The organism is Variovorax sp. MHTC-1, from assembly GCF_003984645.1.
Taxonomy (GTDB): Bacteria; Pseudomonadota; Gammaproteobacteria; order Burkholderiales; family Burkholderiaceae_C; genus Variovorax.
The window spans coordinates 235,254-259,757 of the sequence record NZ_RWKI01000003.1 but is presented as its reverse complement, the minus strand read 5'-3'; the positions used below and the strand labels follow the sequence as shown (position 1 = coordinate 259,757).

Annotated in this window: 23 protein-coding genes; 9 read left to right on the top strand and 14 right to left on the bottom strand. The window is 66.4% G+C overall.

Going from position 1 to position 24,504, the window contains the following annotated elements; translation table 11 throughout:
* Nucleotides 1-69: 69 nt before the first annotated feature.
* Together EJI01_RS06980 and EJI01_RS06975 are read right to left on the bottom strand one after the other, a co-directional pair.
* Entirely contained in the window at nt 70-1,332 is a 1,263-nt protein-coding gene (locus EJI01_RS06980; RefSeq protein ID WP_126836390.1) for an aromatic ring-hydroxylating dioxygenase subunit alpha, read from the bottom strand.
* A gap of 30 nt (nt 1,333-1,362) precedes the next feature.
* Nucleotides 1,363-2,358 (bottom strand): 2Fe-2S iron-sulfur cluster-binding protein, encoded by a 996-nt coding sequence (locus EJI01_RS06975; RefSeq protein WP_126836389.1) that lies wholly within the window; start codon nt 2,356-2,358, stop codon nt 1,363-1,365.
* Between the two features lie 85 nt (nt 2,359-2,443).
* On the opposite strand from EJI01_RS06975, the gene EJI01_RS06970 reads away from it, so the two are divergent.
* Nucleotides 2,444-3,352 carry a LysR family transcriptional regulator gene (locus EJI01_RS06970; RefSeq protein WP_126836578.1) on the top strand — a complete coding sequence of 303 codons (909 nt, stop codon included), beginning with the start codon at nt 2,444-2,446 and terminating at the stop codon, nt 3,350-3,352.
* A gap of 2 nt (nt 3,353-3,354) precedes the next feature.
* Here the strand turns inward: EJI01_RS06970 and EJI01_RS06965 are convergent, their stop codons facing one another.
* Nucleotides 3,355-4,305, bottom strand: coding sequence for a DUF72 domain-containing protein (locus EJI01_RS06965; protein WP_126836388.1), 951 nt, complete (start codon nt 4,303-4,305; stop codon nt 3,355-3,357).
* Nucleotides 4,306-4,572: 267 nt separating this feature from the next.
* On the opposite strand from EJI01_RS06965, the gene EJI01_RS06960 reads away from it, so the two are divergent.
* The 8 genes from EJI01_RS06960 to EJI01_RS06920 all read left to right on the top strand — a co-directional run bounded on the left by EJI01_RS06960 (nt 4,573) and on the right by EJI01_RS06920 (nt 12,654).
* Nucleotides 4,573-5,991 (top strand): homospermidine synthase, encoded by a 1,419-nt coding sequence (locus EJI01_RS06960; protein ID WP_126836387.1) that lies wholly within the window; start codon nt 4,573-4,575, stop codon nt 5,989-5,991.
* Nucleotide 5,992: 1 nt separating this feature from the next.
* Complete coding sequence (locus EJI01_RS06955; RefSeq protein ID WP_126836386.1) at nt 5,993-7,297, top strand: NAD(P)/FAD-dependent oxidoreductase; 1,305 nt, start codon at nt 5,993-5,995, stop codon at nt 7,295-7,297.
* A 55-nt stretch (nt 7,298-7,352) separates the two neighbouring features.
* Nucleotides 7,353-8,456 carry an AI-2E family transporter gene (locus tag EJI01_RS06950; protein ID WP_126836385.1) on the top strand — a complete coding sequence of 368 codons (1,104 nt, stop codon included), beginning with the start codon at nt 7,353-7,355 and terminating at the stop codon, nt 8,454-8,456.
* A gap of 107 nt (nt 8,457-8,563) precedes the next feature.
* Nucleotides 8,564-9,262: a hypothetical protein gene (locus EJI01_RS29245; RefSeq protein ID WP_260602360.1), complete on the top strand. Its 699-nt coding sequence runs from the start codon at nt 8,564-8,566 to the stop codon at nt 9,260-9,262.
* Nucleotides 9,263-9,267: 5 nt separating this feature from the next.
* A complete protein-coding gene (locus EJI01_RS06935; RefSeq protein WP_126836384.1) occupies nt 9,268-10,611 on the top strand; it encodes an erythromycin esterase family protein in 1,344 nt (447 codons plus the stop codon).
* A 23-nt stretch (nt 10,612-10,634) separates the two neighbouring features.
* A complete protein-coding gene (locus EJI01_RS06930; protein WP_221885653.1) occupies nt 10,635-11,306 on the top strand; it encodes a dienelactone hydrolase family protein in 672 nt (223 codons plus the stop codon).
* A 59-nt stretch (nt 11,307-11,365) separates the two neighbouring features.
* Entirely contained in the window at nt 11,366-12,145 is a 780-nt protein-coding gene (gene xth, locus EJI01_RS06925) for an exodeoxyribonuclease III (protein ID WP_126836382.1), read from the top strand.
* A complete protein-coding gene (locus EJI01_RS06920) occupies nt 12,142-12,654 on the top strand; it encodes a hypothetical protein (protein ID WP_126836381.1) in 513 nt (170 codons plus the stop codon). The genes xth and EJI01_RS06920 overlap by 4 nt, the downstream gene beginning before the upstream one ends.
* Before the next feature lie 18 nt (nt 12,655-12,672).
* On the opposite strand, the gene ntrC is transcribed toward EJI01_RS06920, so the two are convergent.
* The 11 genes from ntrC to ggt all read right to left on the bottom strand — a co-directional run bounded on the left by ntrC (nt 12,673) and on the right by ggt (nt 24,484).
* Entirely contained in the window at nt 12,673-14,193 is a 1,521-nt protein-coding gene (gene ntrC, locus EJI01_RS06915; protein ID WP_126836380.1) for a nitrogen regulation protein NR(I), read from the bottom strand.
* A gap of 22 nt (nt 14,194-14,215) precedes the next feature.
* A complete protein-coding gene (gene glnL / locus EJI01_RS06910) occupies nt 14,216-15,292 on the bottom strand; it encodes a nitrogen regulation protein NR(II) (protein WP_093103127.1) in 1,077 nt (358 codons plus the stop codon).
* A complete protein-coding gene (locus tag EJI01_RS06905) occupies nt 15,292-15,795 on the bottom strand; it encodes a hypothetical protein (RefSeq protein WP_126836379.1) in 504 nt (167 codons plus the stop codon). Before EJI01_RS06905 ends, glnL begins: the two co-directional genes overlap by 1 nt.
* A gap of 132 nt (nt 15,796-15,927) precedes the next feature.
* Nucleotides 15,928-17,343, bottom strand: a complete 1,416-nt coding sequence (gene glnA, locus EJI01_RS06900; protein ID WP_093103124.1) for a type I glutamate--ammonia ligase — start codon at nt 17,341-17,343, stop codon at nt 15,928-15,930.
* Nucleotides 17,344-17,490: 147 nt separating this feature from the next.
* Nucleotides 17,491-18,306: a competence/damage-inducible protein A gene (locus EJI01_RS06895; RefSeq protein WP_126836378.1), complete on the bottom strand. Its 816-nt coding sequence runs from the start codon at nt 18,304-18,306 to the stop codon at nt 17,491-17,493.
* Nucleotides 18,291-19,163 carry an EI24 domain-containing protein gene (locus tag EJI01_RS06890; protein ID WP_126836377.1) on the bottom strand — a complete coding sequence of 291 codons (873 nt, stop codon included), beginning with the start codon at nt 19,161-19,163 and terminating at the stop codon, nt 18,291-18,293. The genes EJI01_RS06895 and EJI01_RS06890 overlap by 16 nt, the downstream gene beginning before the upstream one ends.
* Before the next feature lie 36 nt (nt 19,164-19,199).
* Nucleotides 19,200-20,171: a sterol desaturase family protein gene (locus EJI01_RS06885; RefSeq protein WP_126836376.1), complete on the bottom strand. Its 972-nt coding sequence runs from the start codon at nt 20,169-20,171 to the stop codon at nt 19,200-19,202.
* A gap of 16 nt (nt 20,172-20,187) precedes the next feature.
* Nucleotides 20,188-20,985 (bottom strand): polysaccharide deacetylase family protein, encoded by a 798-nt coding sequence (locus EJI01_RS06880; protein ID WP_126836375.1) that lies wholly within the window; start codon nt 20,983-20,985, stop codon nt 20,188-20,190.
* Entirely contained in the window at nt 20,972-21,901 is a 930-nt protein-coding gene (locus EJI01_RS06875) for a selenium-binding protein SBP56-related protein (protein ID WP_126836374.1), read from the bottom strand. The genes EJI01_RS06880 and EJI01_RS06875 overlap by 14 nt, the downstream gene beginning before the upstream one ends.
* A gap of 88 nt (nt 21,902-21,989) precedes the next feature.
* Nucleotides 21,990-22,748, bottom strand: coding sequence for a 16S rRNA pseudouridine(516) synthase (locus EJI01_RS06870; RefSeq protein WP_126836373.1), 759 nt, complete (start codon nt 22,746-22,748; stop codon nt 21,990-21,992).
* A complete protein-coding gene (ggt, locus tag EJI01_RS06865) occupies nt 22,748-24,484 on the bottom strand; it encodes a gamma-glutamyltransferase (protein WP_126836372.1) in 1,737 nt (578 codons plus the stop codon). Before ggt ends, EJI01_RS06870 begins: the two co-directional genes overlap by 1 nt.
* Nucleotides 24,485-24,504: the final 20 nt, after the last annotated feature.

The following is a 24,504-nucleotide window of genomic DNA, read 5'->3' as shown; positions in this document are numbered from 1 at the left end:
GGCCGCCGGTGTTGCCCCCGGTGAGGGGGTTGGCGGACCACACGAAGTGGGGGAGCCTGGGGTTGAGCTTCATTTCTCCATCACCTCGCGCCAGTACTTGTACATGCCGCGGATCAGCGTCTCGGTCACCATGTGGTCGGTGTCCTCCACCTCGCGCCCGCCGAGCTCGGCCAGGGTGCGGTGGTAGGGCTTCTGCTCGAAGCCCTGCTGCGAGAACTCGATGACCTCGCCGTCGTCGGCGGAGACGAAGCCGGCCGGGCCGAACAGATTGGCCTGGCGCAGGCGCCGCTGCTGCATCTCTTCGCTGTCGTCCTCGAAGCCGAAGTGCGTCCAGACGAAATCGAAGGCGTCGTGGCCCACGGGCTGGATATGGCGCGTCGACACGCTGTTGACCTGCTGCTGCAGGATCACGCTCGGGAACAGCGTGGTCATCACAGCGGTCGGGCCGCCCCACCAGGGCTCGGGCACGATGTCTAGGAAGCGCGGGTCCTTGAGCTGCATGCTCTCCTTGAAGCTCGACACCTGCGTGACCTGCGCGGCCTTGCCCGCGTTGCCTCGCGTCGAGATCATCGCGGCGTGGCGGCCGTGCGCGTCCATCTTGAGCTCCGACTTGTTATCCGCGCGCCAGAGGCCGAAGGTGACGAACCAGGTGTGCAGCAGCCCCGGGTGGTACGGGTCCTTGATGTTCTCCTGCATGAGCTTCCAGTTGCCCGGAATGCGCTGGCGGTTGTAGCCCAGGATCTTGAGCTTGCGGCCGTCGAACAGGCGGTCGAAGTAGTGCAGGATCGCCGGCCCCATGAAGTCTTCCAGCGACTCCACTTCATGGTCGAAAGAGGCGAACACCACGCCGCCGCGCGTCGCCACCTTGAGCTTGTTGAGGCTGTTCTCCTCGGTCTTGAAGTCGGCCGGCATGCCGCCGTTGACCTTGCCGTCCTGCTTGACGCCGCGCCGGAAGGGCACGCCCTGCAGGTCGCCCTTGAGCGTGTAGTTCCACTGGTGGTAGGGGCAGACGAACTCCTTGCGGTTGCCCTGGCGCTCGCGGCAGAAGCGCATGCCGCGGTGCGCGCAGACGTTCTCCACCACGTTGATGCCGCCATCGGCGTCGCGCACCATGATCACCGAGCGCTCGCCGATCGCGGTGCGCTTGAAATCGCCGGCATTCGGGATCTCGGCTTCGAGGCCGACGTAGCACCAATGCTTGCTGTAGAAGAAGCGCTCCAGCTCCTTCTTGTGCTGGTCCTCGCCGATGTAGGCCATGAAGGGGATGCGGCTGGTCTTCTCCGATTCCCAGTGGATCTTCTCTGGGAACACGGTGGATGGCGGTGTCGTCATGGGGTCTCCTTTCGTTCTTCGACGCTTTTCTCATGCGCCCTGCATGTAGAAGGCATCGGCATGGATCTTTTCCAAGGCCAGGCCGCGGTCCTTCAGCAGCAGCGTGACCGCTTCGACCATCGGCGGCGAGCCGCAGAGGTAGGCGCGCCAGCCCTCGAAGCCGCCCGGCCAGTCGGAGCGGATGGCATCGGTGATCAGCCCTTGGCGTGCGCCCGGACGCGCCGCCCCCGATACGCAGACCACGTGCACCTGGAGTCCCGCGTGCAGCGCCTGGAGTTCGCGCAGCTCTTCGAGGCCGTAGACGTCGGCATCCGATCGCACGCCGAAGTAGAGGTGGATCGGGTTGGGCATGCCGGCCTCGACCGCGCCGCGCACGATGGCAAGCACGGGCGCCAGCCCCGTGCCGCCGGCCGCGCAGAGGATCGGGCCGGTGTGCCGCGTACGCAGGTAGGCGGCGCCCATCGGGCCGCTGACGCGGACCGCGTCGCCGGGCTTCAACTGCTCGAAGACGTAGTCGGTCACGCGGCCACCGGGCACGCGCCGCACGTGGAATTCGAGTTCCGCATCGCCGCTGAGCCGAGCCATCGAATAGGGCCGCACGTGCTCGGGCGCGAACTGCAGCTGGGCGTACTGGCCCGGCGAGAACGACAAGGGCTTGGCCGGCTTCAGGCGCAATCGCCGGATGTCGTGCGTGAGCGTCTCGATCTCGGCGATGGTGGCCTTGACGATGCGCGCCGGGTGCACGACCACTTCGTCAGGCTCGGGAATCTCGATGGTGCAGTTCTCGGTCAGCGTGCTCTGGCAGGCCAGCACATGGCTTTCGCGCGCGCCGTCGGGCCGCATCGCGTCCTGCCCCTGCCCCGCATCGAGCACCCGCCCTTCGACCACCTTGCAGCGGCAGGTGCCGCAGCGCCCGGCCATGCAGCTGTAGGAAACCGGCACCTGATGCTCGCGCAGCACCTCGAGCAGGTTCGCGCCGGGGCGGACCTCGATGGTGCGTGCGAAGGGACGGACATGCAGTTCCATGGCGCCGATCATCGGCATCCCTCCCACATTGGCCAATAGAATCTCGTGAATTCATTGAATCACCGATGTGAATAAAGGTACCGCATTGGAGCTCAGGGACATCGACCTCAACCTGCTGCTGGTCTTCGACCGGATGCTGGCCGAAAAGCGCGTCTCGGCCGTGGCGGAATCGCTGGGCCTCTCGCAGCCGGCCATCAGCAATGCGCTGGCGCGGCTGCGCCGGGCCTTCGGCGACGAGCTGTTCCTGCGCACCGCGCGCGGCATGGAGCCCACGCCCTTCGCGCTGCAGCTCGCGGAACCGGTGGCCTATGCGATGGGCACGCTGCATGAGGCGCTCAATCAGCAGACCGTCTTCGATCCGGCCACCAGCACGCGCAGCTTCACGCTCGCGATGACGGACATCGGCGAGATCTACTTCGCGCCGGTGCTCATGGAGGTGCTGTCGCGCGCAGCGCCGGGCGTGACCATCAGCACCGTGCGCAACACCGCCGTCAACCTGCGCGACGCCATGGAGGCCGGCCAGGTGGACATCGCGATCGGACTCCTGCCGCAGTTGAAGGCCAGCATCTTCCAGCGCCGGCTGTTCAAGCAGCGCTACGTCTGCCTGTTCAGCGCCGGGCATCCGCTCGCGGCCAAGCCGAAGGTGACGCTGAAGGATTTCTCTGCCGCCGAGCACCTGCTGGTCAAGGCCGCGGGCACCGGCCACGGCCAGGTCGACGAGCTCATGGCCACGCAGGGCATTGCCCGCCGCATCCGGCTCACGGTGCCGCACTTCGTGGCCATCGGCCATATCCTGCGCTCCACGCCGATGATCGCCACCGTGCCCGAGCGCTTGGCGCAAAGCATCGCCGAGCCCTTCGGGCTGGTCTGGCGCACGCACCCGGTGGCGCTGCCGCAGATCGCGATCAACGCGTTCTGGCATGCACGCTTCCATCGCGATCCGGGCAACCAGTGGCTGCGGGGCGTGCTGTTCGACCGCTTCGCCGACACCTGACGTCAGGCCGCACGGCGCGGGACCACGAACCCCGGCGGCGGGATGAAGGTCCGATCCGGACCCAGCCCGTTCGCCACGCCGAGCCGCGTGGCCAGGTGCGCCGCGTCGTACGGCGCGTGCACCTTGACGTCATTGTCGAAATAGCAAAAGACGTCGCGCCGGGCCCGGCGCGACGCCGGCTGCGGCGATGCCCTTCGCGCATCGTTCACCTGGCGGCCGTGACGCCAGGCGTCGATGCGCTCTGCCCACCGGTCGAGCGCCGCGTCACCATAGCCGCTGGCGTAGAGCTCCTTGTCGCCATGCAGCCTCACATAGACGAAATCGGCCGTCAGATCCTCGAGCAGCGGCCAGCGTCCGGCCGTATCGGCGACCACCAGCGCGACCTTGTGCCGGCGCAACATGGCGATGAAGCCGGGGTCGACGAAGCTGGGATGACGCACTTCGACGGCATGCCGCATTCGCCGTCGGACGGGCCGCTTCAGCCAGGTGCGGCCTTCGAGGCGCTCGTCATGGGCGCGCGCGAGGGCGAGCGCCTCCTGCGTGTCGCCCGGCAGCATCGAGAGGAAGGCCTCGAGACGCTCGGGGTCGTAGGGCAGGTTCGGCGGGAACTGCCACAGGATCGGACCCAGCTTCGAACGCAGGGCGAACAGTCCCGAAGCAAGAAAGTTAGCCAACGGAATGCGCACGTCCTTCAGCCGAAGCATGTGCGTGATGTAGCGCGAGCCCTTGACTGCGAACACGAAGTCGTCCGGCGTCTCGTCATGCCATGCCTGGTACGACTCGGGTCGCTGCAACGAATAGAAAGATCCGTTGAGCTCGATCGTGGGCAGCATGCGCGACGCGAACTCGAGTTCCCGACGCTGCGCAAGCCCGGGCGGGTAGAACCGCCCGCGCCATGGTTTGTATCGCCAGCCCGAGATTCCGATGCGGGCGTCGCCAGGTGTTCCAGCCATTGGGCGACGGTGCCGCCCTGCGACGGTCCCCGAGGTCAGCGGGCGGCCCGCCCCACTGAGGGATATCTTCCAAGCCGGACGAAGGGCCCGCAGCAGCGCGGCGCCATGGCCAATGCAGCGTCCTACAGAAGACTCATGGACCTGCTGACGCCCTTGTCGACGGCATCGTCGAGCATGATCTTTCGGACGTCAGCAAGCAGGCATGGATGGATGCCCTTCCGTACTGCTTCAACTCCAAATTCCAACGACTGACAACAAGGTGGCGTGATGACCAAGAGAGGCGCTCAGGTTCACTTCAAAGGCCGCTTGGTGCTGATCGGTTTCGGTGTCGTCGGCCAGGCGGTCGCCCCCTTCCTGCTGCGGCACCTGGGGCTGAAGCCCGACAGGCTCAAGGTCGTGAACCCGAGCGGAGACAGGACGGGAATCGCAGCCGAGCTCGGAATCGAAGTGATCGCGGCTGCGCTCGACGAAGGCAACCACATCGCCGTGCTGGAGCCGCTGCTCGGCAAGGGGGACTTCCTGCTCAATCTCTCCGTCGACGTATCCAGCCTCGCCTTGATCAAGCTCTGTCGCCGCCTTGGCGCCTTCTATCTGGACACCTGCAACGAACCCTGGGGCGGCCGCTACGACGATCCATCCCTGCCCTTGTCGCGGCGGTCCAACTACGGCTTGCGCGAAGAGATGCTGGCCTTCCGCCTGGACAAGCGAACCGGACCGACGGCGGTTGTCACGCAGGGCGCCAATCCGGGGCTGGTGTCGGCTCTTGTCAAACAGGCGCTTCTCAACATCGCGGCCGACCTCCATGTGCAGGTGGAGCCGCCAGAAAGCTACGAGGACTGGGCCGCGCTGGCCTGGAAGCTCGAGATCAAGGTCATTCACATTGCCGAACGCGACACTCAGATCTCGCGCCAGCGCAAGGCAAGAGGCGAGTTCGTCAACACCTGGTCCGTGGACGGCTTTGTCAATGAAGGATTGCAGCCTGCCGAGCTGGGTTGGGGTGTCCACGAGAGGCATTGGCCGACCGATGCAAGTCGACACGGCTTCGGCTGCGATGCGGCAATCTATCTGCGCCAGCCCGGCATCGGTACGCGAGTGCGCAGCTGGACGCCGATGGAAGGCCCCTACCACGGCTTCCTCGTCTCGCACGCGGAATCGATCTCGATCGCCGACCACCTGACCTTGCGCAAAGACGGCGAGGTGGTGTACCGGCCCACGGTGCACTACGCGTATCACCCTTGCGACGACGCCGTGTTGTCGCTGCACGAGATGGCCGGCAAGAACTGGCAGCTGCAGCACAGCAAGCGGATCATGCGAGAAGAGATCAGCGAAGGCATGGACGAGCTCGGCGTGCTTCTGATGGGCAATCCGAAAGGCGTGTACTGGTTCGGCTCGCGCATGACCATCGAGCAGGCCCGCGAACTCGCTCCCCACAACAACGCCACCAGCCTGCAGGTGGTGGCCGGCGTTCTGGGCGGCATGGTGTGGGTCTTGCGCAATCCCGATGCCGGCCTGGTCGAGCCGGACGAGATCGATCACCAGACCGTGCTCGAAGTCGCGCTGCCCTACCTGGGCGAAGTCACGGGGGTGTACGGCGACTGGACGCCGCTGAAGGACCGCAGCGATCTTTTCGACGAGGACATGGACCGGGAGGACCCATGGCAGTTCCTCAACTTCCGGGTGAGCTGAATTGCTGCTGCGCAAAGAACTCGGCGTCATCGAGAACTCCTACTACGAGGCCAGTGTCCGGCGACCCGCTCCCACGCAGTCGCTGGCCGAGGTCATCAGCGCCGACGTCTGCGTGGTCGGCGGCGGCTACGCAGGCGTGTCCGCCGCGCTCGAACTGGCTGCACGCGGCTACGCTGTGGTGCTGATCGAAGCGCAGCGCATCGGCTGGGGCGCCTCGGGCCGCAATGGCGGCCAGGTGATCGTCGGCTTCGGTTCGGACGGCGAACGCGCAATCGAAAAGCAGTTTCCGCGCGAGGACGCGCGGCGAGCCTGGGACATTTCGTTGGAAGGACTGCACCTGCTGCGCGAGCGCATCCAGCGCCATGCCATCGACTGCGAATGGCAGCCCGGCTTCCTAAGTCTCGCCGTCAAGCCCGCCAAGTCGCGGGCGCTGCGTGGATGGATGGACCATGTGATGCAGCGCTACGGATACCCGCTCGAATGGATCGGCCCCGGCGACATCGGCCAGTGGGTGGCCAGCGAACGCTTCGACTCGGGCGTGTTCGACCCCGGCTCCGGCCACCTGCATCCGCTCAAGTATTGCCTCGGCCTGGCCGCTGCCGCCCAGGCAGCCGGCGTGCGGATCCACGAGCACTCGGCCGCGTATGTGATCCACCGCGGCGACAGGCCGGTCGTCAAGACGGCGCAGGGCGAGGTTCGGTGCCGCTTCGTCATCCTGGCCGGCAATGTCTACCTGGCCGAGTACGGCGACGACGTGGCACCCGAAGTCTCGGCGCGGATCATGCCGGTCGGCACCTACATGATCGCCACCGAACCGATGGGCCAGGAGCGCGCGGACGTTCTCATGCGAGGCCGGCCGGCGGCTTCCGATACCAACTTCGTGCTCGACTACTTTCGCTTGAGCGCCGATCACCGGCTTCTGTTCGGTGCAGGCGACAGCTACAGCGCCACCGCACCGCGCAACCTCATCGCACGGATCCGCAAGAGCATGCTCGGCGTGTTTCCGCAACTGGCCGGACTGGAAATTCCCTACGCCTGGGGCGGCTTCGTCGACATCACCATGAACAAGGCGCCCGACTTCGGTCGCCTGGGCCACAACATCTACTACCTGCAGGGCTTCTGCGGGCACGGCATCGCGCTGGCTGGCATGGCGGGCAAGCTCGCGGCCGAAGCCGTCGCGGGACAGGCGGAGCGCTTCGATCTGTTTGCACGCATCAGGCATCACCTCTTCCCCGGCGGATCCAGGCTTCGCACGCCGGCCCTGGTCCTCGGAATGATGTACTACCGCTTGCGCGACCGGTTGTGAGCCCGGCCGAGCGTCCGGGTGGTAGGACGCCCGGGCGCCATGTATCCTGCGCTCGATGCCGAAACCTTCATCGTCAGAAGCTGCAGATCCCGAGGAGCGAAACGACGCCGGCTGGCTGACGCGAGCGCGTACCTCTGCTTTGGTGCTGATCGTGATCACCGCGTTGGCGCTCTACCTGTGCTGGAAGCTGACGCAGCCGTTCGTTCCGGCGCTGGCATGGGCACTGGCCCTGGCCATCATCGGCTACCGGCTGCATCAATGGTTGGCCAGGCGGATTGCCCGTCGCAATGTCAGCGCCGGCTTGGCCACGGCGGCGCTGATCATGTTCATCGCCGTACCCATCGCCGCAACGGCGCCGAGTGTCGCGGGCAAGGTGAAGGATGGCTTGGAGAACCTGCGCTCGGAATCGGTCCAGAGCAGGATCAACAAGGCGATGCGAAGCAATCCGACACTTGCGCCGCTCGCTTCGCTGGTCGCACGGCATGCCCCCTCGGGCGAAGAGCTGTCGAAGCGGTTCGCACCGGGCTTGTCGAAGCTGGTGACCGGCTCGTTGTGGGCGGGCATGGAGCTCTTGATCACCTTCTTCGCGCTGTTCTACCTGTTGCGCGATCGGGAACTGGCATTGGGCTACCTGCGTTCGACAATGCCGTTGACGACACGCGAGACGAACCGGCTCTTCAAGCGGATTGCAGAGGTTGTTCGCGCGAGCGTTTTCGGAACGCTGCTGGTGGCAGCGGTTCAAGGCCTGCTGGGCGGCCTCATGTTCTGGTGGCTCGGCCTGCCGGCGCCGCTGCTGTGGGGCGCGGTGATGTTCGTGCTGTCGGTGTTGCCGATCATGGGCGCGGCCATTGTCTGGATTCCCGCTGCCATTCTCTTGGCGATGGAAGGCAGTTGGGAGAAGGCTCTGATCTTGACCATCTGGGGATCGGTGGTGGTTGCGCTCATCGACAATCTTCTCTACCCCATCTTTGTCGGCAACAAGCTGCGTCTGCATACGCTGCTGGTCTTCATTGCAATCGTCGGCGGCCTGCTCCTGTTCGGCGCATCCGGCCTTGTCCTAGGGCCGCTGGTGCTCGCGGTCACCCTCGCAGTGGTAGACATCTGGCGCGACCGCACGGCCGCTGGCCGGGCAGCCGACACGCCAACTCCCGGTTCCTGACCGGGGCGGACCGCCGGTTCGAGAAAAATCCCTACATCAAGGGGCACCACCGCCCACATGCGGGACCTCACGATCGCGCGATGGTTGGATTCTGAAAGGAGTCCAACATGGCACAAAGCACCACTGAAGCGTTCCGGTTTCCTACCTCCGAGGACCACGGCGCACCGCTCCATCCGGAGGAGCAGTCGACGCAGGAACCGACGGAATCGGCGCTCGACCATGGCGTGGAAGAATCATTCCCGGCCAGTGATCCCGTATCCGTCACCACGAGCAGGGTCATCCCCCCTGCGGCCGGCCAGGGTCGCGTTGGGCGTGAATCATCAAGACGGCCCGAAGACTCGCGGGCACGCTCGGCGCTGCGAACCGGGCTGATCGCCGGGGCCGGGGCGAGCGTGCTGTCCACGGCGGCATTGATGCTCGCGGGACGGCGCGAGACAGGCAGCGCCGTTGCGCCGACCAATGCGACCAGTCACTGGCTATGGGGGAAAGAGTCTCTCGCTGCCGACCGCGCGACCCTTCGTCATACCGGAGTGGGTTACCTGACTCACCACCTCGCCGCCATCTTCTGGGCGACCTTGTATGCGTGGGTGTACGGCAATCGGCAAGGTGCCCAGTCGATTCCTGCTGCCTTGGCGGGTGCCACGGCGGCGGCAGCGGTCTCGTGCGTGGTCGACTACACCGTCACGCCCGAAAGACTCAGACCCGGTTTCGAGCATCGGCTGTCGAAGCCTGCGATGTCCGCCATGTATGGCGCATTCGCGATCGGCCTCGCGGCCGGCTGCCTGTTCGCCAACCGGCGCAGGTGAAGACGATGAGATCGACCAACATTTCGAAAGAGGTCGACGCGCTGCGTTTCGCGGCGCATCCCCTGAGCGGCTCTGACGAAGACTACGGTGCGCTGCTCGAGCTGATCGGCGATGCGCATGTCGTGCTGCTCGGCGAAGCTTCCCACGGCACGCACGAGTTCTACCGCGAGCGTGCAAACATCACCCGGCGCTTGATGGCGGATAAAGGCTTCGGGGCCGTGGCGATCGAAGGCGACTGGCCCGATGCCTATCGGATCAATCGATTCGTGCGAGGCACGAGCGACGACGCGTCAGCCCTCGATGCGCTGGCCGGCTTCAAGCGCTTTCCGACCTGGATGTGGCGCAACACCGATGTCCTCGACTTCGTCGAATGGCAGCGCGCCTTCAACGAGGCCAGGCCGGCACGGGAAAGAACAGGCTTCTACGGACTCGACCTCTACAGCCTGATGAGCTCGATGGAGGCCGTGCTGGGATACTTCGACAAGACGGATGCCGAAACGGCGCGGCGCGCCCGCGAGCGCTATGCCTGCTTCGACCAGTACGGCGACGACAGCCAGGTCTATGGCCTGATGGTCGGCCTCGGCTCCGCATCGTCTTGCGAGCAGGAGGTGATCGGCATGCTGGTCGAGATGCGCCGTCGCGCCGCTGCTGCCGGACGCGGCGGCAGCGCTGCGGACGAGGAAGAAGCATTCGACGCCGAGCAAAACGCTCGCCTGGTCAAGAACGCCGAGGCGTACTACCGCTCGATGTACCTGAGCGACGTGTCCTCATGGAACCTGCGCGACCAGCACATGAGCGAAACGCTGGGCGAGCTCGAGCGCCACCTGGGGCGGCGCGGCGAGCGTCCCAAGATCGTGGTGTGGGCTCACAACTCCCATCTCGGCGACGCGCGTGCGACGGAGATGGGGCAGCGGCGCGGCGAACTCAACGTCGGCCAACTGGTGCGCGAGCGCCATGGCCGCGATGCGGTGCTGGTCGGCTTCACGACCCACGTCGGCACCGTGACGGCCGCATCCGACTGGGGCGCAGCGGCCGAGCGCAAGCAGGTTCTGCCTTCGCGATCCGACAGCTACGAAGGTCTCATGCATGAGACCGGATTCGAACGCTTCATGCTGCCCCTGCGCGGCGGAGGCAGCCACGTTCCGGCATTGCAGGAAGCTCGGCTCGAGCGCGCGATCGGCGTCATCTACCGGCCCGGAACCGAACGCCAGAGCCACTACTTCTTCGCGCAGCTGCCAGCGCAATTCGACGCGCTGCTTCACTTCGATGAGTCACGTGCGGTCGAGCCGCTGGAGCGCGAAGCCGGATGGAACGCCGAGGCGCCTGAGACCTATCCCTCGGGGATGTAGTCATGGACTCCGGACCCGAATCCATGGAGCAGCTCGCGCTTCGAATCGACTTGCGCAGCACGATGCTCGAGGCCGACCTGAGCCTGCCGATCAGGGCTCGCGGACTCGTGCTGTTCGCGCATGGAAGCGGGAGCAGCCGCCTCAGTCCGCGCAATCGCCAGGTTGCCCAGCAGCTCAACGAGGCCGGCTTGGCGACGGTGCTCGTCGATCTGCTGACACCTGCCGAAGGAGCGGCCGACGAACGCACGCGCCAATTGCGCTTCGACATCGCCTTGCTCGCCGACCGGCTCATCGACTTGACCGACTGGCTGCGCGCTCAAGGGCGAACCTCCAGCCTGAACATCGGCTACTTCGGTGCGAGCACCGGCGCCGGGGCGGCACTGGCGGCGGCGGCACAGCGGCCCGATACGGTTTGCGCCGTGGTCTCCCGCGGCGGCCGGCCGGACCTGGCCGGGCAGGCGCTGGCGCGCGTTCGCGCGCCGACGCTGCTGGTCGTCGGCGGCAACGACAGGGCGGTGATCGAACTGAATCGGCAAGCGCTCGCCTTGCTGCGCTGCCAGAAGCACATGGCGATCGTGCCTGGCGCGACCCATCTTTTCGAAGAGCCCGGCGCGCTCGGCGCCGTTTCGGCGCTGGCACGCGACTGGTTCCTCAGCCATCTCGACCATCCGCTCCAGGTGGTGCCACCGGCATGAAGCGCACCGGCGCTGGCGCGGGCATGGGCGATCCCAACTCGGGTACTCTTGCGCAACTTATGAAAATTGCCACCTGGAACGTCAATTCCCTCACCGCTCGCCTGCAGCACGTGCTCGACTGGCTGATCGCCAACCCGGTCGAGGTGCTGTGCCTGCAGGAGCTCAAGATGAGCGACGACAAGTTCCCGCTCGACGTGCTGCAGTCGGCCGGTTATCACGCGGCGGTGTTCGGCCAGAAGACCTACAACGGCGTCGCGATCCTGAGCCTGGCCCCGGTGCGCGACGTGGCGAAGAATATCGGCGGCTTTGCCGACGATCACTCGCGCGTCATCAGTGCCACCATCGACACGCCGGCCGGCGAGCTGCGCGTCGTCAACGGCTACTTCGTCAACGGCCAGGCACCGGGCACCGAGAAGTTCGCCTACAAGATGAGCTGGCTGCGCGCCATGCGCGAGTGGCTGCGCGAGGAGCTCGCGGCACATCCCAGGCTGGTCCTGCTCGGCGACTTCAACATCGCGCCGGAGGATCGCGACAGCTTCGACCCCGTCGGGCTGGCCGAGACCATTCATCACACGACCGAGGAGCGCGAGCATTTCAAGGCCCTGCTTGGCCTCGGCCTCGCCGACAGCTTCCGCCTGTTCGAGCAGCCCGAGAAGAGCTACTCGTGGTGGGACTACCGCATGCTGGGTTATCAAAAGAACCGGGGACTTCGCATCGATCACATCCTGGTGAGCGAGCCGCTGGTGCCGCATGCGAAGAGTTGCACCATCGACCGCGTGCCGCGCAAGTGGGACAAGCCCAGCGACCATGCACCCGTGACACTGGAGCTCGACGCATGAAACGAATCCTTCACCTCGCCCTTCTCGCGGCCGTGCTCGGCCTTTCCGCCTGCTCGGCGTTGAAGCCGAGCGCCACTGGCGAAGTGCCCTCGCCCGGCGCCAAAGCCCCGGCGGAAGAACCATCGCGGCCATCGGAAAATGTGCCCACCGTGCGGCTCATCACCGCGCAGACGCCGGCCGTGCGAACCTATCGGAAGATCGGCGCCCGGCACATCTACAACAAGTACCCCCAGCGCATCTACAAGGGGAAGATCCCGCCGCTCGTGTATGCGGTGGTGGTGACCGAAACCGACGTCGACAGCAGCGGACGCGTCACAGGCGTGCACTTCAGCCGCACGCCGAGCCATGCGCCGGAGGTGAGCGGAAAGATCGCCGAGCTGATCCGCGACGCCTCGCCCCTGCCGGCCCCGGGCAAGCTGGGCGCGCACACCTACGTCGATACCTGGCTGTGGGACAAGAGCGGCCAGTTCCAGCTCGATACGCTGACCCTGGGGCAGCGCAGCCGCTGAGCGCCGGCGCGCCTGCAGTTATTCCAGGCCGAGTTCCTGGATCTTGCGCGTGATCGTGTTGCGGCCGATGCCGAGCTTCTGCGCAGCCTCGATGCGGCGGCCGCGCGTATTGGCCAGCGCCGTAAGGATCAGGCGCGATTCGAAACGGCGCGACAGCACGTCCCAGACATCGTTGCGCCCGGCCGCCAGCAGGCTCTGGGCCTCCTGTTCGAGCCCGGCCTCCCAAGAAGCCGAGCCGACCGCGGCAGCGCCTGCAGCGGGCGCGGAGGGTGCGGCGGAAGCCGAGGCCACGGCAGCAGCCGCAGAAGGGGCTGCCGCGGCTTCGCGTTCGGCTACGGCGGCAGCCGGCGCCGCAACGGCGGCGGCAGAACCGGCCATCACCTCCGGCGGCAGGTCCTTGGCTTCGATCAGCTGCGCCGGCGCCATCACCGTCAGCCAGTGGCAGATGTTCTCCAGCTGCCGCACGTTGCCGGGAAAAGAGAAGGTCGCGAGCTGCGCGAGCGCCGCTTCGGAGATGCGCTTGGGCTCGACGCCGAGCTGCTTGGCGCTCTGCTGCAGGAAATGGCGCGTGAGCGCGGGGACGTCTTCGCCGCGCTCGCGCAGGGCCGGCAGCCGCAGCCGGATCACGTTGAGGCGGTGGAACAGGTCTTCGCGAAAGCCGCCGATCTTGACGCGCTGCTCCAGGTCCTGGTGCGTGGCCGCGATCACGCGCACGTTGGCCTTGACCGAGTTGTGGCCGCCGACGCGGTAGAAATGGCCGTCGCTCAGCACGCGCAGAAGACGCGTCTGCAGGTCGAAGGGCATGTCGCCGATCTCGTCGAGGAACAGGGTGCCCCCCTCGGCTTGTTCGAAGCGTCCCCGGCGCATGGTCTGCGCGCCGGTGAAGGCGCCCCGCTCGTGGCCGAAGAGCTCGCTTTCGAGCAGGTCCTTCGGGATGGCAGCGGTGTTGATCGCGACGAACGGGCCGTTGGCGCGTGGCGAATGTTTGTGCAGGGCGCGCGCCACCAGTTCCTTGCCGGAGCCAGATTCGCCGGTGATCAGCACCGTCACATTGCTTTGCGACAGCCGCCCGATGGCGCGGAACACGTCCTGCATCGCCGGTGCCTGGCCCAGCATCTCGGGGGCGGCGGCCATGCGCTCCTCGGACACTTCCTCGCGCTGGCTTTCGTCGACCGCGCGGCGGATCAGTTCCACCGCGCGCGGCAGGTCGAAGGGCTTCGGCAGGTACTCGAAGGCGCCGCCCTGGAAGGCCGAGACGGCGCTGTCGAGGTCGGAGAACGCGGTCATGATGATGACCGGCAGGCCCGGATGCTTGGCCTTGATCTTGTCGAGCAGGTCGAGGCCCGAGCCGCCCGGCATGCGGATGTCGCTCACCAGCACCTGGGGCCCCTGCATCTCGTCGTCGGCCGCGGCTTCGAGCGCGGCCAGCACCTCGCGCGTGTTGGTGAAGCTGCGGGTCGGCAGGTCTTCGCGCAAGAGCGCCTTTTCCAGCACGAAGCGGATCGATTGGTCGTCATCCACTATCCAGATCGGCTTCATGCAGTTCCTTGTTCCCTGTTAGCTAAGGCAGCGGTATCAATATCTTGAAATCGGTCCGGCCCGGGACACTGTCGCACTCGATCACGCCGTGGTGCTGTTGCACGAAAGTTTGCGCCAGCGTCAATCCAAGACCTGTTCCGCCTTCCCTGCCCGACACCAGCGGGTAGAAGATGCGGTCCTTGATCGCGTCCGGCACACCCGGTCCATTGTCGATGACATGCAATTCCAGTGCCAGTCGATACCACTGCTTGTTGAATATCACCTGACGCGCGATGCGGGTCTTGAAGGTGATGCATGCGTCGCCGGCCGCACGCCGCTCGGCCAATGCCTGCGCAGCGTTGTGGACGATGTTGAGCGTGGCCTGGATGAGCTGCTCGCGATCGCCGCGGAACTCGGGGATCGAGACGTCGAAGTCGCGCTCGATGTGCAGGTCGCGCGGGAACTCCGCAAGGATCACCGAGCGCACGCGTTCGCAGACCTCGTGGATGTTGACGTCGCCCACCACGTGCGGGCGGCGGTGCGGCGCGAGCAGACGATCGACCAGCGTCTGCAGGCGGTCGGCCTCGTGGATGATGACCTGGGTGTACTCGATGAGGTCGCGCGACTCGACCTCCATCTGCAGCAGCTGCGCCGCGCCGCGAATGCCGCCCAGCGGGTTCTTGATCTCGTGTGCGAGATTGCGGATCAGTTCCTTGTTGGCCTGCGCCTGATCGAGCAGCCGCTCTTCGCGATCTTGGCGGACCTGCTGCTCGAGCGGCGACATCTCGATGATCAGCTCGCCCGCGCGGTCGCCCTGCGCGAGCGTGACCTGCACCGGCATCAGCTCGTGGTTGACGCGGCGCAGGAAGGCCTCGTAGCGCAGCGTGGCGAAGTCGTTGCTGCGTGCGCCGTCGATCGCCGTGCGCAGCACCTGCGGCTCATGGAAGCAGGCGCCGAACTGCGAGCCTTCGAGCGTGCGGCGCGAGGTGCCCAGCGCGTCTTCGAGGCCGGCATTGGCGAACAGCACCGCACCGTCGGTGCGCACCACCGCGATCAGCGTGGAAAGAAGGTCGAAGGCCTGGAAGCGCTTGGCGGCGGCAGCGCTCTTTCCAAAGGCCATCAGCGATTGGCCGGTAGGCGGCCGATTTCGCGGCGGATGCCTGCGATGTCGCTTTCGTTGCGTGCGATCTCGGCCTTCATTTCGGCCACGCGGTCGAGGTACTTCTGGTAGTTGCGGGCTTCGCTGCCCTGCTTCTCTGGTTCGCCGCTGTTGTAGTCCTTGAGCAGCTGGGCCTGGCGTTCTTCGGCTTTCTTGAGCTCGGACTCGAGCACCGAGCGGGCTTCGCCGTCGCGTGCGCGCTGGTCGGCGCCGTCGACGCGCGGGCTGCCGGCCGGCGCACGCGCTGCGGTGCTGCCCGCCGCAGCCGCCGCGATCGGGCGGGTGCCCTGGACCACGGTGACGTTGCCCCCCTCCATCACCTTGCAGCCGCGCTGCTGGGCGAGGGTCGCGTTGTTGGTGTATTCGTTGCCGCAGCGCCAGACGCGCTCTTGCTGGGCCTGAGCCTGGATGTGCACGCCGGCCGCCGCCAAGGCAGTCAGGAGGAAAACGAAAGAAGTCTTCATGGTCGTCAATGTAGTGCGCAGCAAGCCGGCATTTTCGTGCAATTCGGGAGTTCGACCGCGCAAGATGGCCCCAAAAAGAAAAGGGACGGCCCAAGGCCGTCCCCTTTTTAACGCCAAAGCCGAAAAGCTGGCTTACAGGGAGTAGTACATGTCGAATTCGACCGGGTGCGTCGCCATGCGGAAACGCGTGACTTCCTGCATCTTGAGGTCGATATAGGCGTCGATGTAGGCATCGGTGAACACGCCGCCCTTGGTCAGGAAGGCGCGGTCCTTGTCGAGGTAGTCGAGCGCCTGGTCGAGGCTGTGGCACACGGTCGGGATCAGCGCGTCTTCTTCCGGCGGCAGATGGTAGAGATCCTTGCTGGCGGCTTCGCCCGGATGGATCTTGTTCTCCACGCCGTCCAGGCCGGCCATCAGCATCGCGGCGAAGCCGAGGTACGGGTTCATCATCGGATCGGGGAAGCGCGCCTCGACGCGGCGGCCCTTCGGATTGGCCACGAACGGGATGCGGATCGAGGCCGAGCGGTTCTTGGCCGAGTAGGCCAGCTTCACCGGGGCTTCGAAGCCGGGAACCAGGCGCTTGTAGCTGTTGGTGCCGGGGTTGGTGATGGCGTTGAGCGCACGGGCGTGCTTGATGATGCCGCCGATGTAGTGCAGCGCGAAGTCGCTGAGACCCGCATAGCCGTCGCCGGCGAACAGGTTCTTGCCGTCCTTCCAGACCGACTGGTGGACATGCATGCCGGAGCCGTTGTCGCCGACGATCGGCTTGGGCATGAAGGTCGCGGTCTTGCCATAGGCGTGGGCCACGTTGTGGATCACGTACTTCTGCAGCTGGACCCAGTCGGCGCGCTGGATCAGCGTGCTGAACTTGGTGCCGAGCTCCATCTGGCCGGCGTTCGCCACTTCATGGTGATGCACTTCGACCGGGATGCCCAGCGACTCGAGCACCAGGCACATCTCGGAGCGCATGTCCTGAAAGCTATCGACCGGGGGAACCGGGAAGTAGCCGCCCTTGACTGCGGGACGGTGGCCGGTATTGCCGTGCTCGAATTCCTTCGCGCTGTTCCAGGAGGCTTCTTCGGACTCGATCTTGACGAAGCAGCCCGACATGTCGTTCTGCCAGCGCACGCCGTCGAACACGAAGAATTCCGGCTCCGGTCCGAAGTAGGCGGTGTCGCCCAGGCCCGAGGCCTTCATGTAAGCCTCGGCGCGCTTGGCGAGCGAACGCGGATCGCGCTCGTAGGGCTTGCCGTCGGTCGGGTCGACCACGTCGCAGGTCAAGAGCAGCGTCGTTTCTTCGAAGAAGGGATCGATGTTGGCCGTGTTCGGGTCGGGCATGAGCAGCATGTCCGAAGCCTCGATGCCCTTCCACCCGGCGATCGACGAGCCGTCGAAGGCATGGCCGTCGGTGAATTTGCCCTCGTCGAATGCGGACACAGGCACGGTCACGTGCTGCTCCTTGCCGCGGGTATCGGTGAAGCGGAAGTCGACGAACTTGACCTCGTTTTCCTTGACGAGTTTGAGTACATCGGCGACGGTCTTTGCCATCAGGTTCTCCTGGTTTGGATGGTTGGTTGGAATTGCGGGACTGGGAATGCAGTTTCTGTGCCCATTGTCACTGCCGGGGAGGGGTACCTGGCATCGCGCCGAAACCCCAAAAACAGGCAAGTTGTAACCGAATTGGTGCAGCGCAAATCAGCGCACCAATTCTGGGCCAAGACGCACACCAAAGGCGTGCAGGCCTTCGAGCAGCTGCGCATAGGCAGCGTCGATGGACGCGGTTTCGCCCTTGACGCCGAGCTCGATGTGGCGGCCGTGCACGGCATGGTCGACGCTCGGCAGGCTGAAGACCTTGACGCCCGGGTGGCTGCGCTCGACGGTCTCCATGAGCGGCGTGAGCGTGGCTTCCATCGCACCGTACACGATGACCGATTTTTCGGCCGCCTGCCCATGGGCAAAGAGATGCGCGTAGCGCTCGTCGAGCACCGATTCGATCATCGGCCACGCCATGACCGGGAAACCCGGCACGAAGTGCACGTCGCCGACGCTGAAGCCCGGAATCTTGTTGTAGGGGTTGCGGATGATGTTGGCGCCGAGCGGGAACACGCCCATGTTGAGCCTGTGCACGTTGTCCGGACGGTCGGGCTCGTAGGCCGTGCCCTGCTCGCGCGCGGTGTCCTGCATGCGTTCGCGGATCAGCAGCTCGGCTTCCGGATGCAGCCCGAGCGGCACCCCGAGCGCCGCGGCGGCGCACTGGCGCGTATGGTCGTCCGGCGTGGCGCCGATGCCGCCGGTGGAGAACACGATGTCGCCCGAGGCGAAGGCGCGCGCCAGCGCTTCCGTGATGCGGACCGGCACGTCGCCGACGTACTCGGCCCAGGCCAGCTGCAGGCCGCGCGCAGCGAGCAGCTCGATGACCTTGGGCATGTGCTTGTCGGCACGCTTGCCCGACAGGATTTCGTCGCCGACGACGAGAAGACCGAATGAACGTGTGCTCATGGAGCGCCCCATTGGGTGGCGGCCGCATGGACGTCTGCCATCTCGGTCGCGGAAGGTGAAACGGCCGCCGCCGCGCGCTGCGCCCGCAGCTGCGCCAGCGCATCCAGGCAATAGTGCGCGAACCAGAGCGCGGAGAAGGCGAACACCAGCGTGTAGATCCAGATCGCGAGCGGCACCAGCACGAAGAAGGCGGCCGCGAACAGCAGCCCGGATGCCCAGACGATGCTGGGCGCGGCGCCCAGGTAGCCGCACAGCACGCCGATGCCGAGCAGCGGCAGCCGGTGGGCGCGCAGCACGGCATCGCGCTCCTCCGGGCTCGCATGCTCGGCCAGGGCGTCGAAGCTCATCACGCGATAGGTCAGCCAGCCCCAGATCAGCGGCGGCAGGACCAGCACCAGCGGTGGAATGAGCCACAGCGGCATGGAGACGATCAGCGCGAGCAGCGCCAGCACGGTGAGGCCCAGCGAGCGGAAGACGCCGACGACGAAGGAAGCGCCCTTCTTCTGCTCGAGCGTCGGGAAACGACGGTCGGCCACCAGGCGGGTGAGCGGCGGCGCCATGAGCCCTGCCACGATCAGGAGCGAAACCACCACGATCAAGGGCGTGGCCGCGATCACGACCACCATCGGCGCCAGCACGGCTGTGACATCCCCGGAGAACAGGCGCCCGATCCAGCCCCAGAAGCTGGACAGAAGCGGCCAGGCCTCGAGCGCCTCGCGCGTCCACGCCACCGTCGCATCCCAATAGAAATAGCCGAACAGCGCTGCCAGCAGCGCCATGAGCGCCAGCGGCAGCAGGGAGAGCACGATCACCCGCGGGTGCATGCAATAGGCTACCGAACGCCAGAAGGAGTCGAGAAGAAGACGCATCGGCGCTGAGGATAACCGCGTCGCGTGGAATCGAGATCAGCCGCGGCCGGCAATGCGCTTCAGCCCCAGCCACTGCTGAGCCCAGAAGCCGCGCCCGTAGTCGCGCACGCGGCCTGCGGCGTCCGGCTCGACCTGGTCGCGGATGCCGGTCGGGTCGTAGCGCTCCTCGAAATTGGCGGTGCGAAACAGCATGTCCCACCACGGCAACAGCACGCCGAAGTTGTGGCCGCCGAGCGTTCGCGGACCCTGCGACTCGTGGCCGATCCCGATGCTGTGGTGCAGGCGGTGGAAGCGCGGGCTGATCCAGAGCCGCTCGCCGATCGCGCCGAAGCCGAGCCGCAGGTTGGCATGCTGCAGGCTCTCGCTGAGCTGGGTGAAGGCCACGATCGCGATGAACTGCCCCGGCGCCACGCCGATCAGCTGGGCGACGACGACGATGATCGTGTCGTGGATCACATCGTCGAGCAGATGGTTGCGGTCGTCGCTCCACATCGTCATCTGGCGCTGGGAATGGTGCAGCGAATGCAGCGCCCACCACCATCGGAAGCCGTGCTGGCCGCGATGGATAAAGTATTCGACCAGGTCCAGCACCACCAGGTAGATCGCGAACGCGATCCAGGGAATGTCGGTCACCCCGGGCCAGAGCTGGTCGAGATGCAAGGAGCCCCAGCCGGCGGCGCGCACGGCGCCGAGGATCTCGTCGAACAATGGGTCGAGCGCAAAGAACATCGCGAGCCGGAACAGGCCCAGCCGGTGGATCAGCGTGTAGAGGATGTCGGTGCGGATGGCGCGCCGGTCGAGCACCGGCTCGGCCGGACGCCAGCGCTGCAGCGGGCCGAATACGGCGACCAGCACCCCGATCTGGATCAGGCCGACCAGCAGCCAGCCGGTGGCGTCGAAGGCGTCCTCGACCCAGCCGCCCAGGCCTACGGCATAGACCAGCGGCTGCACGGCAGCTTCGAAAAGCCATTGCTGCAGGTTGGCGAAGGGCTCGGTCAGCCAGTCCATCGGAACACCGCGCGATTCAGGGGTGGGACGCGATCCATTCGCGGTACGCCGGATGCTGGCGCAGCGTCTCGAAGCAGAAGCCCTTGGCCTTGAGGCCGAGGATCAAGGGCTCGAGCACGGCAGGTGCCCACGGGTCCTTGCGCGACCAGATGCCCAGGTGCGCGACCAGGATGTCGCCGGGCTGGATGTGGTCGAGGGCCTGTTGCAGCAACTTATCGTTGCTGAACTTCTCGCTCGGCAGCTCGTCGCCCAGGAAGCCGGCCGGCGCCCAGCCCACGTGCGCGTAACCGCAAGCCTTGGCCGCTGCCAGCAGCCTGGGCGAGGTCTTGCCCCCCGGCGCGCGGAACAACGGCAGCGGCTTCTTGCCCGTGACGTGCTGCAGGCGCTCGGAAGCCTTGGCGATGTTGGCGCAGTACTGTTCCGCGTCCCAGGTGAACTGCCGGCCGGCAAAGGCGCCGGCCGAGGGTTCGATGCGGAAGCGCGGCGCGATGCCCTTCACGTCGCCGCGCCAGTAGGCATGGTCGTAGGTGTGGGACGCGAACTCGTGGCCTTCGGCCGCCCTCGCCTTCCACCACGGCGCCCACTGGTTGTCGAGGCTGTCGCCACCGGTCAGCGTGCGCTCGGCCGCGCCGAAGAAGGTGACACGCACCTCCTGGCGCTTGAGCACCTCGGCCACCAGCGGCGCCACGCCCATGTGGCCGGTGTCGAAGCTCAGGTAGACCGGCTTGGTGCAACTCCCCTGAGCGAGGGCGTCGGTGGACGCGACGCCCGCAGCGAGCAGGACGAGCGCGGCCGCGGACCTAGCGCCGGGCATGATCGAGCGTCCAGACGCCGTGCGGCGAGCGGCCCACGGGCACCTGCCGCACCACCTTGTGGGCGGCCAGATCGACCACGCTGAGCTTCCTGGCCCAGCGCGAGGTCACGTAGAGCGTCTTGCCGTCGGCCGAGACGTCCATGCAGTCGGGTCCGCCGCCCACCGGATAGGTGTCGCTGACCTGCAGCGTCTGCAGGTCGATGCGGCTGACGGTGTTGGCCACGCGGTTGCTGACGAACACGCTGCGGCCGTCGCCGGCCGAGCGGAAGGCATGGGCGCCCTTGCCGGTGGCGATCTTGCCGACCAGCCTGGGCTCCCGGCCGGCAACGTCGAAGACCTGCACGCCGTCGCTGCCCGTGAGGCCGACCAGCAGCGTCTTGCCGTCGTGGATGCCGAAGATGTCGGCCGGCATCGGGCCGGTGGGGATGCGCCAGCGGACGGTCTGCGTGGCGAGGTCGATCGCGACCAGCTCGTCGCTGTCCTGCATCGTGACGTAGGCGGTGGTGCTCTTGCCGTCGATCCAGATGTGGCTCGGCGTCTTGCCCGAGGGAATGCGCTTGACCAGCTTGGGCTCCTTGCCGTCCCAGCGGTAGATGTCGATGTGGTTGAGCCGGTTGCCGGCGGTGACGAACCACTTCATGTCGGGCGAGAAGCGCAGGTGGTAGGGATCGATGATGCCGTAGACCACGCGCTGAACCTCGGCCGTTCGCGGATTCAGGAAGGTCAGCGAGTCGCCTGCAGAATTGGCCACGATCAGCGAGCTCTCGTCTGGCGACAGGTAGAGGTGGTGCGGCTCCTTGCCGGTCGGGATGCGCAGCTTCTCGGTCCAACTGACCGGATCGACCACGCTGACCGTGGCATCGAGCGAATTGAGCACGAAGACCGGTGGCGGTTCGGCAGCGAGCGCCGGCAGCATGGCGCAGGCAAACAAAAAGGCCGCAAGGCGGCCTATCGGGGGGGAGAAAAAGCGCAAGGAGGAAGTTCCGGGAATCAGGCTTGCGATCTTAACGATCGACCCTGCCCGCCGGCTGACTCGGGCGCGCCGTTCGCAGCGCCTCGACCTGCGCCGGATCCAGCCAGCGCCACTGGCCCGGCGCCAAGTCGTCGGGCAGCGCGAGCGGCCCGATGCGCGAGCGGTGCAGGGCCTCGACCCGGTTGCCCACGGCGGCCAGCATGCGCTTGACCTGGTGGTACTTGCCTTCGGTCAGGGTAAGCCGCAGCTGCAGCGGCCCGACCGCCTCGCAGGCGGCCGCGCGCACCGGCTTCGGGTCGTCGTCGAGCACCACCCCGGCCAGCAGCCGGGTCACCTGCGCGTTATCGACCGGGTGCTTGGTGCCAACCTCGTAGACCTTCGGCACATGGTGCTTGGGAGAGCCCATGCGGTGGATGAACTGGCCGTCGTCGGTCAGCAGCAGCAGGCCGGTCGTGTCCTGGTCGAGCCGGCCGATGGCCTGCACGCCCTGCACTGCGCCCTTGTTGGGGCGCAGGCGCAGTGGCGACGGCAGCAGCGTGTAGATACTGGGATAGGTCGACGGCTTCTGCGAGCACTCGGTACCGGCCGGCTTGTGCAGCATCAGGTAGGCCTTTTCGTGGTACGCCCACTCGGTGCCTTGGACCGTGAAGTGCAGTCCTTCCGGCTCGAACTCGGCGGCCGGGTCCGCAACGACGGCCTCTCCAACCCTCACCAGTCCTTGCTGGACCAGCCCGGCACAGACGCGCCGGGTGCCGAAGCCCTGCGTATAAAGGATTTCCTCGATCCGCATCAATACCCGAGGGCAAGGCCGGTGTTGCGCCGCGGATCGTTGGCGCCGTAGAAGCGGTTCTTGCCGACCGGCTTGCCGCCGAGCGAAGGCGCGCCGACGATGATCGCCGCCATGTGATTGGCAGGCTGCGGCACGCCGAGGTTGTGGCCCATGTCGGTCAGGAGCTTGCGCGTGTCGGGACTGATCGCGAAGGTTTCGACGTTGGTCACATCGGGCAACCATTGCTGGTGGAAGCGCGGCGCATCGACGGCTTCCTGCACGGTCATGCCGTAGTCGACAACGTTGAGGATCGTGTGGAGCACCGCGGTGATGATGCGGCTGCCACCGGGCGTGCCGACCACGAAGACGGGCTTGCCGTCCTTGGTCACGATGGTCGGGCTCATCGAGGACAACGGCCGCTTGCCCGGGGCGATGGCATTGGCTTCGCCCTGCACCAGGCCGTAGAGGTTGGGCACGCCGATCTTCGAGGTGAAGTCGTCCATCTCGTTGTTGAGCAGCACGCCGGTGCCGGCGGCCGTGACCTTGGCGCCGAACCAGTCGTTCAAGGTGTAGGTCACGGAAACCGCATTGCCCCACTGGTCGATGATCGAATAGTGGGTGGTGTTGCTGCCTTCGTGTGGCGCGACGCCGGGCTTGATGTCCTTGGAGACGCCGGCCTTCTTCGGGTCGATCACGGCCCTGATCTTCTCGGCATAGCCCTTGTCGAGCAGCCGGTCGAGCGGATTCTTCACGAAGTCCGGGTCGCCCAGATAGCTGTTGCGGTCGACGTAGGCATGGCGCATGGCCTCGATCTGGTAGTGCACGGCCTGCGCCGAGCGGAAGCCGAGGTCCTTGAGCGGATATCCCTCGAGGATGTTCAGCATCTCGCAGATCACCACGCCGCCCGAGCTCGGCGGAGGCGCCGAAACCACGTGATAGCCACGGTAGTCGCATTCGACCGGCGCCAGTTCGCGCGTCGTGTACTGGTTCAGATCGGCCTGCGTGATGATGCCCTTGCCGGCCTGGCTCGAAGCCACGAGCGCAGCGCCCACGGGGCCCTTGTAGAAACCGTCGGTGCCGTTGCGGCTGATGGTCTTGAGCGTCTTCGCCAGATCCTTTTGCACCAGCCGTTGCCCGACCGCGAAGGGCTCGCCCTTGTTCAGAAAGATCGCACCGGATGCCGGGTCCTTCTTGAAGTCGGCGGTCGCGGTGGCGAGCATGTCGACGTCGCCCTGCTCCAGCACGAAGCCGCGCTCGGCCAGCGCGATCGAAGGCGCGATCAGTGCATCGCGCTTCATGGTGCCGTACTTCTCGCGCGCGAGCTCGAGGCCGGAAACCGTGCCGGGCACGCCGACGGCGAGGTGGCCATTGGTGCTCAGGCCCTTGACGACGTTGCCGTCCTTGTCGAGGTACATGTTGGCCGTGGCGGCCAGCGGCGCCTTCTCGCGGAAGTCGAGGAAGGTCCTGCGTCCGTCCGCCAGTTGCACGGTCATGAAGCCGCCGCCGCCGAGGTTGCCGGCCGCCGGATAGACCACGGCGAGCGCATAGCCGACTGCCACCGCTGAGTCGATCGCATTGCCGCCGCGCTTGAGCACGTCGACGCCGATCTTGGTCGCCAGATGCTGGGCGCTCACGACCATGCCGTTCTCCGCCCCCACGGGCGCCTGCGAGGCCGCGAGCAGCTGTGTCGCGCCTGCCAGCGCGAGCGCCGCCGCGACGGCGCTGCGCAAGGCCGAAGTCCACTGAAGTTGTTTCACGGTTCTATCTCCTAGGAAGA

What these genes read in the sequence shown, in the direction of transcription:
- EJI01_RS06965 (WP_126836388.1), bottom strand. Translation starts at nt 4,305, where the DNA reads ATGGCTGGAACACCTGGCGACGCCCGCATCGGAATCTCGGGCTGGCGA.
- EJI01_RS06960 (WP_126836387.1), top strand. Translation starts at nt 4,573, where the DNA reads ATGACCAAGAGAGGCGCTCAGGTTCACTTCAAAGGCCGCTTGGTGCTG.
- EJI01_RS06895 (WP_126836378.1), bottom strand. Translation starts at nt 18,306, where the DNA reads ATGGGGCGCTCCATGAGCACACGTTCATTCGGTCTTCTCGTCGTCGGC.
- EJI01_RS06870 (WP_126836373.1), bottom strand. Translation starts at nt 22,748, where the DNA reads ATGCGGATCGAGGAAATCCTTTATACGCAGGGCTTCGGCACCCGGCGC.
- EJI01_RS06935 (WP_126836384.1), top strand. Translation starts at nt 9,268, where the DNA reads ATGAGATCGACCAACATTTCGAAAGAGGTCGACGCGCTGCGTTTCGCG.
- EJI01_RS06875 (WP_126836374.1), bottom strand. Translation starts at nt 21,901, where the DNA reads ATGCTGCCGGCGCTCGCTGCCGAACCGCCACCGGTCTTCGTGCTCAAT.
- xth (WP_126836382.1), top strand. Translation starts at nt 11,366, where the DNA reads ATGAAAATTGCCACCTGGAACGTCAATTCCCTCACCGCTCGCCTGCAG.
- EJI01_RS06950 (WP_126836385.1), top strand. Translation starts at nt 7,353, where the DNA reads ATGCCGAAACCTTCATCGTCAGAAGCTGCAGATCCCGAGGAGCGAAAC.
- EJI01_RS06980 (WP_126836390.1), bottom strand. Translation starts at nt 1,332, where the DNA reads ATGACGACACCGCCATCCACCGTGTTCCCAGAGAAGATCCACTGGGAA.
- EJI01_RS06890 (WP_126836377.1), bottom strand. Translation starts at nt 19,163, where the DNA reads ATGCGTCTTCTTCTCGACTCCTTCTGGCGTTCGGTAGCCTATTGCATG.
- ntrC (WP_126836380.1), bottom strand. Translation starts at nt 14,193, where the DNA reads ATGAAGCCGATCTGGATAGTGGATGACGACCAATCGATCCGCTTCGTG.
- EJI01_RS06920 (WP_126836381.1), top strand. Translation starts at nt 12,142, where the DNA reads ATGAAACGAATCCTTCACCTCGCCCTTCTCGCGGCCGTGCTCGGCCTT.
- EJI01_RS06930 (WP_221885653.1), top strand. Translation starts at nt 10,635, where the DNA reads ATGGAGCAGCTCGCGCTTCGAATCGACTTGCGCAGCACGATGCTCGAG.
- EJI01_RS06975 (WP_126836389.1), bottom strand. Translation starts at nt 2,358, where the DNA reads ATGGAACTGCATGTCCGTCCCTTCGCACGCACCATCGAGGTCCGCCCC.
- EJI01_RS06885 (WP_126836376.1), bottom strand. Translation starts at nt 20,171, where the DNA reads ATGGACTGGCTGACCGAGCCCTTCGCCAACCTGCAGCAATGGCTTTTC.
- EJI01_RS06880 (WP_126836375.1), bottom strand. Translation starts at nt 20,985, where the DNA reads ATGCCCGGCGCTAGGTCCGCGGCCGCGCTCGTCCTGCTCGCTGCGGGC.
- EJI01_RS06905 (WP_126836379.1), bottom strand. Translation starts at nt 15,795, where the DNA reads ATGAAGACTTCTTTCGTTTTCCTCCTGACTGCCTTGGCGGCGGCCGGC.
- EJI01_RS29245 (WP_260602360.1), top strand. Translation starts at nt 8,564, where the DNA reads ATGGCACAAAGCACCACTGAAGCGTTCCGGTTTCCTACCTCCGAGGAC.
- glnA (WP_093103124.1), bottom strand. Translation starts at nt 17,343, where the DNA reads ATGGCAAAGACCGTCGCCGATGTACTCAAACTCGTCAAGGAAAACGAG.
- glnL (WP_093103127.1), bottom strand. Translation starts at nt 15,292, where the DNA reads ATGGCCTTTGGAAAGAGCGCTGCCGCCGCCAAGCGCTTCCAGGCCTTC.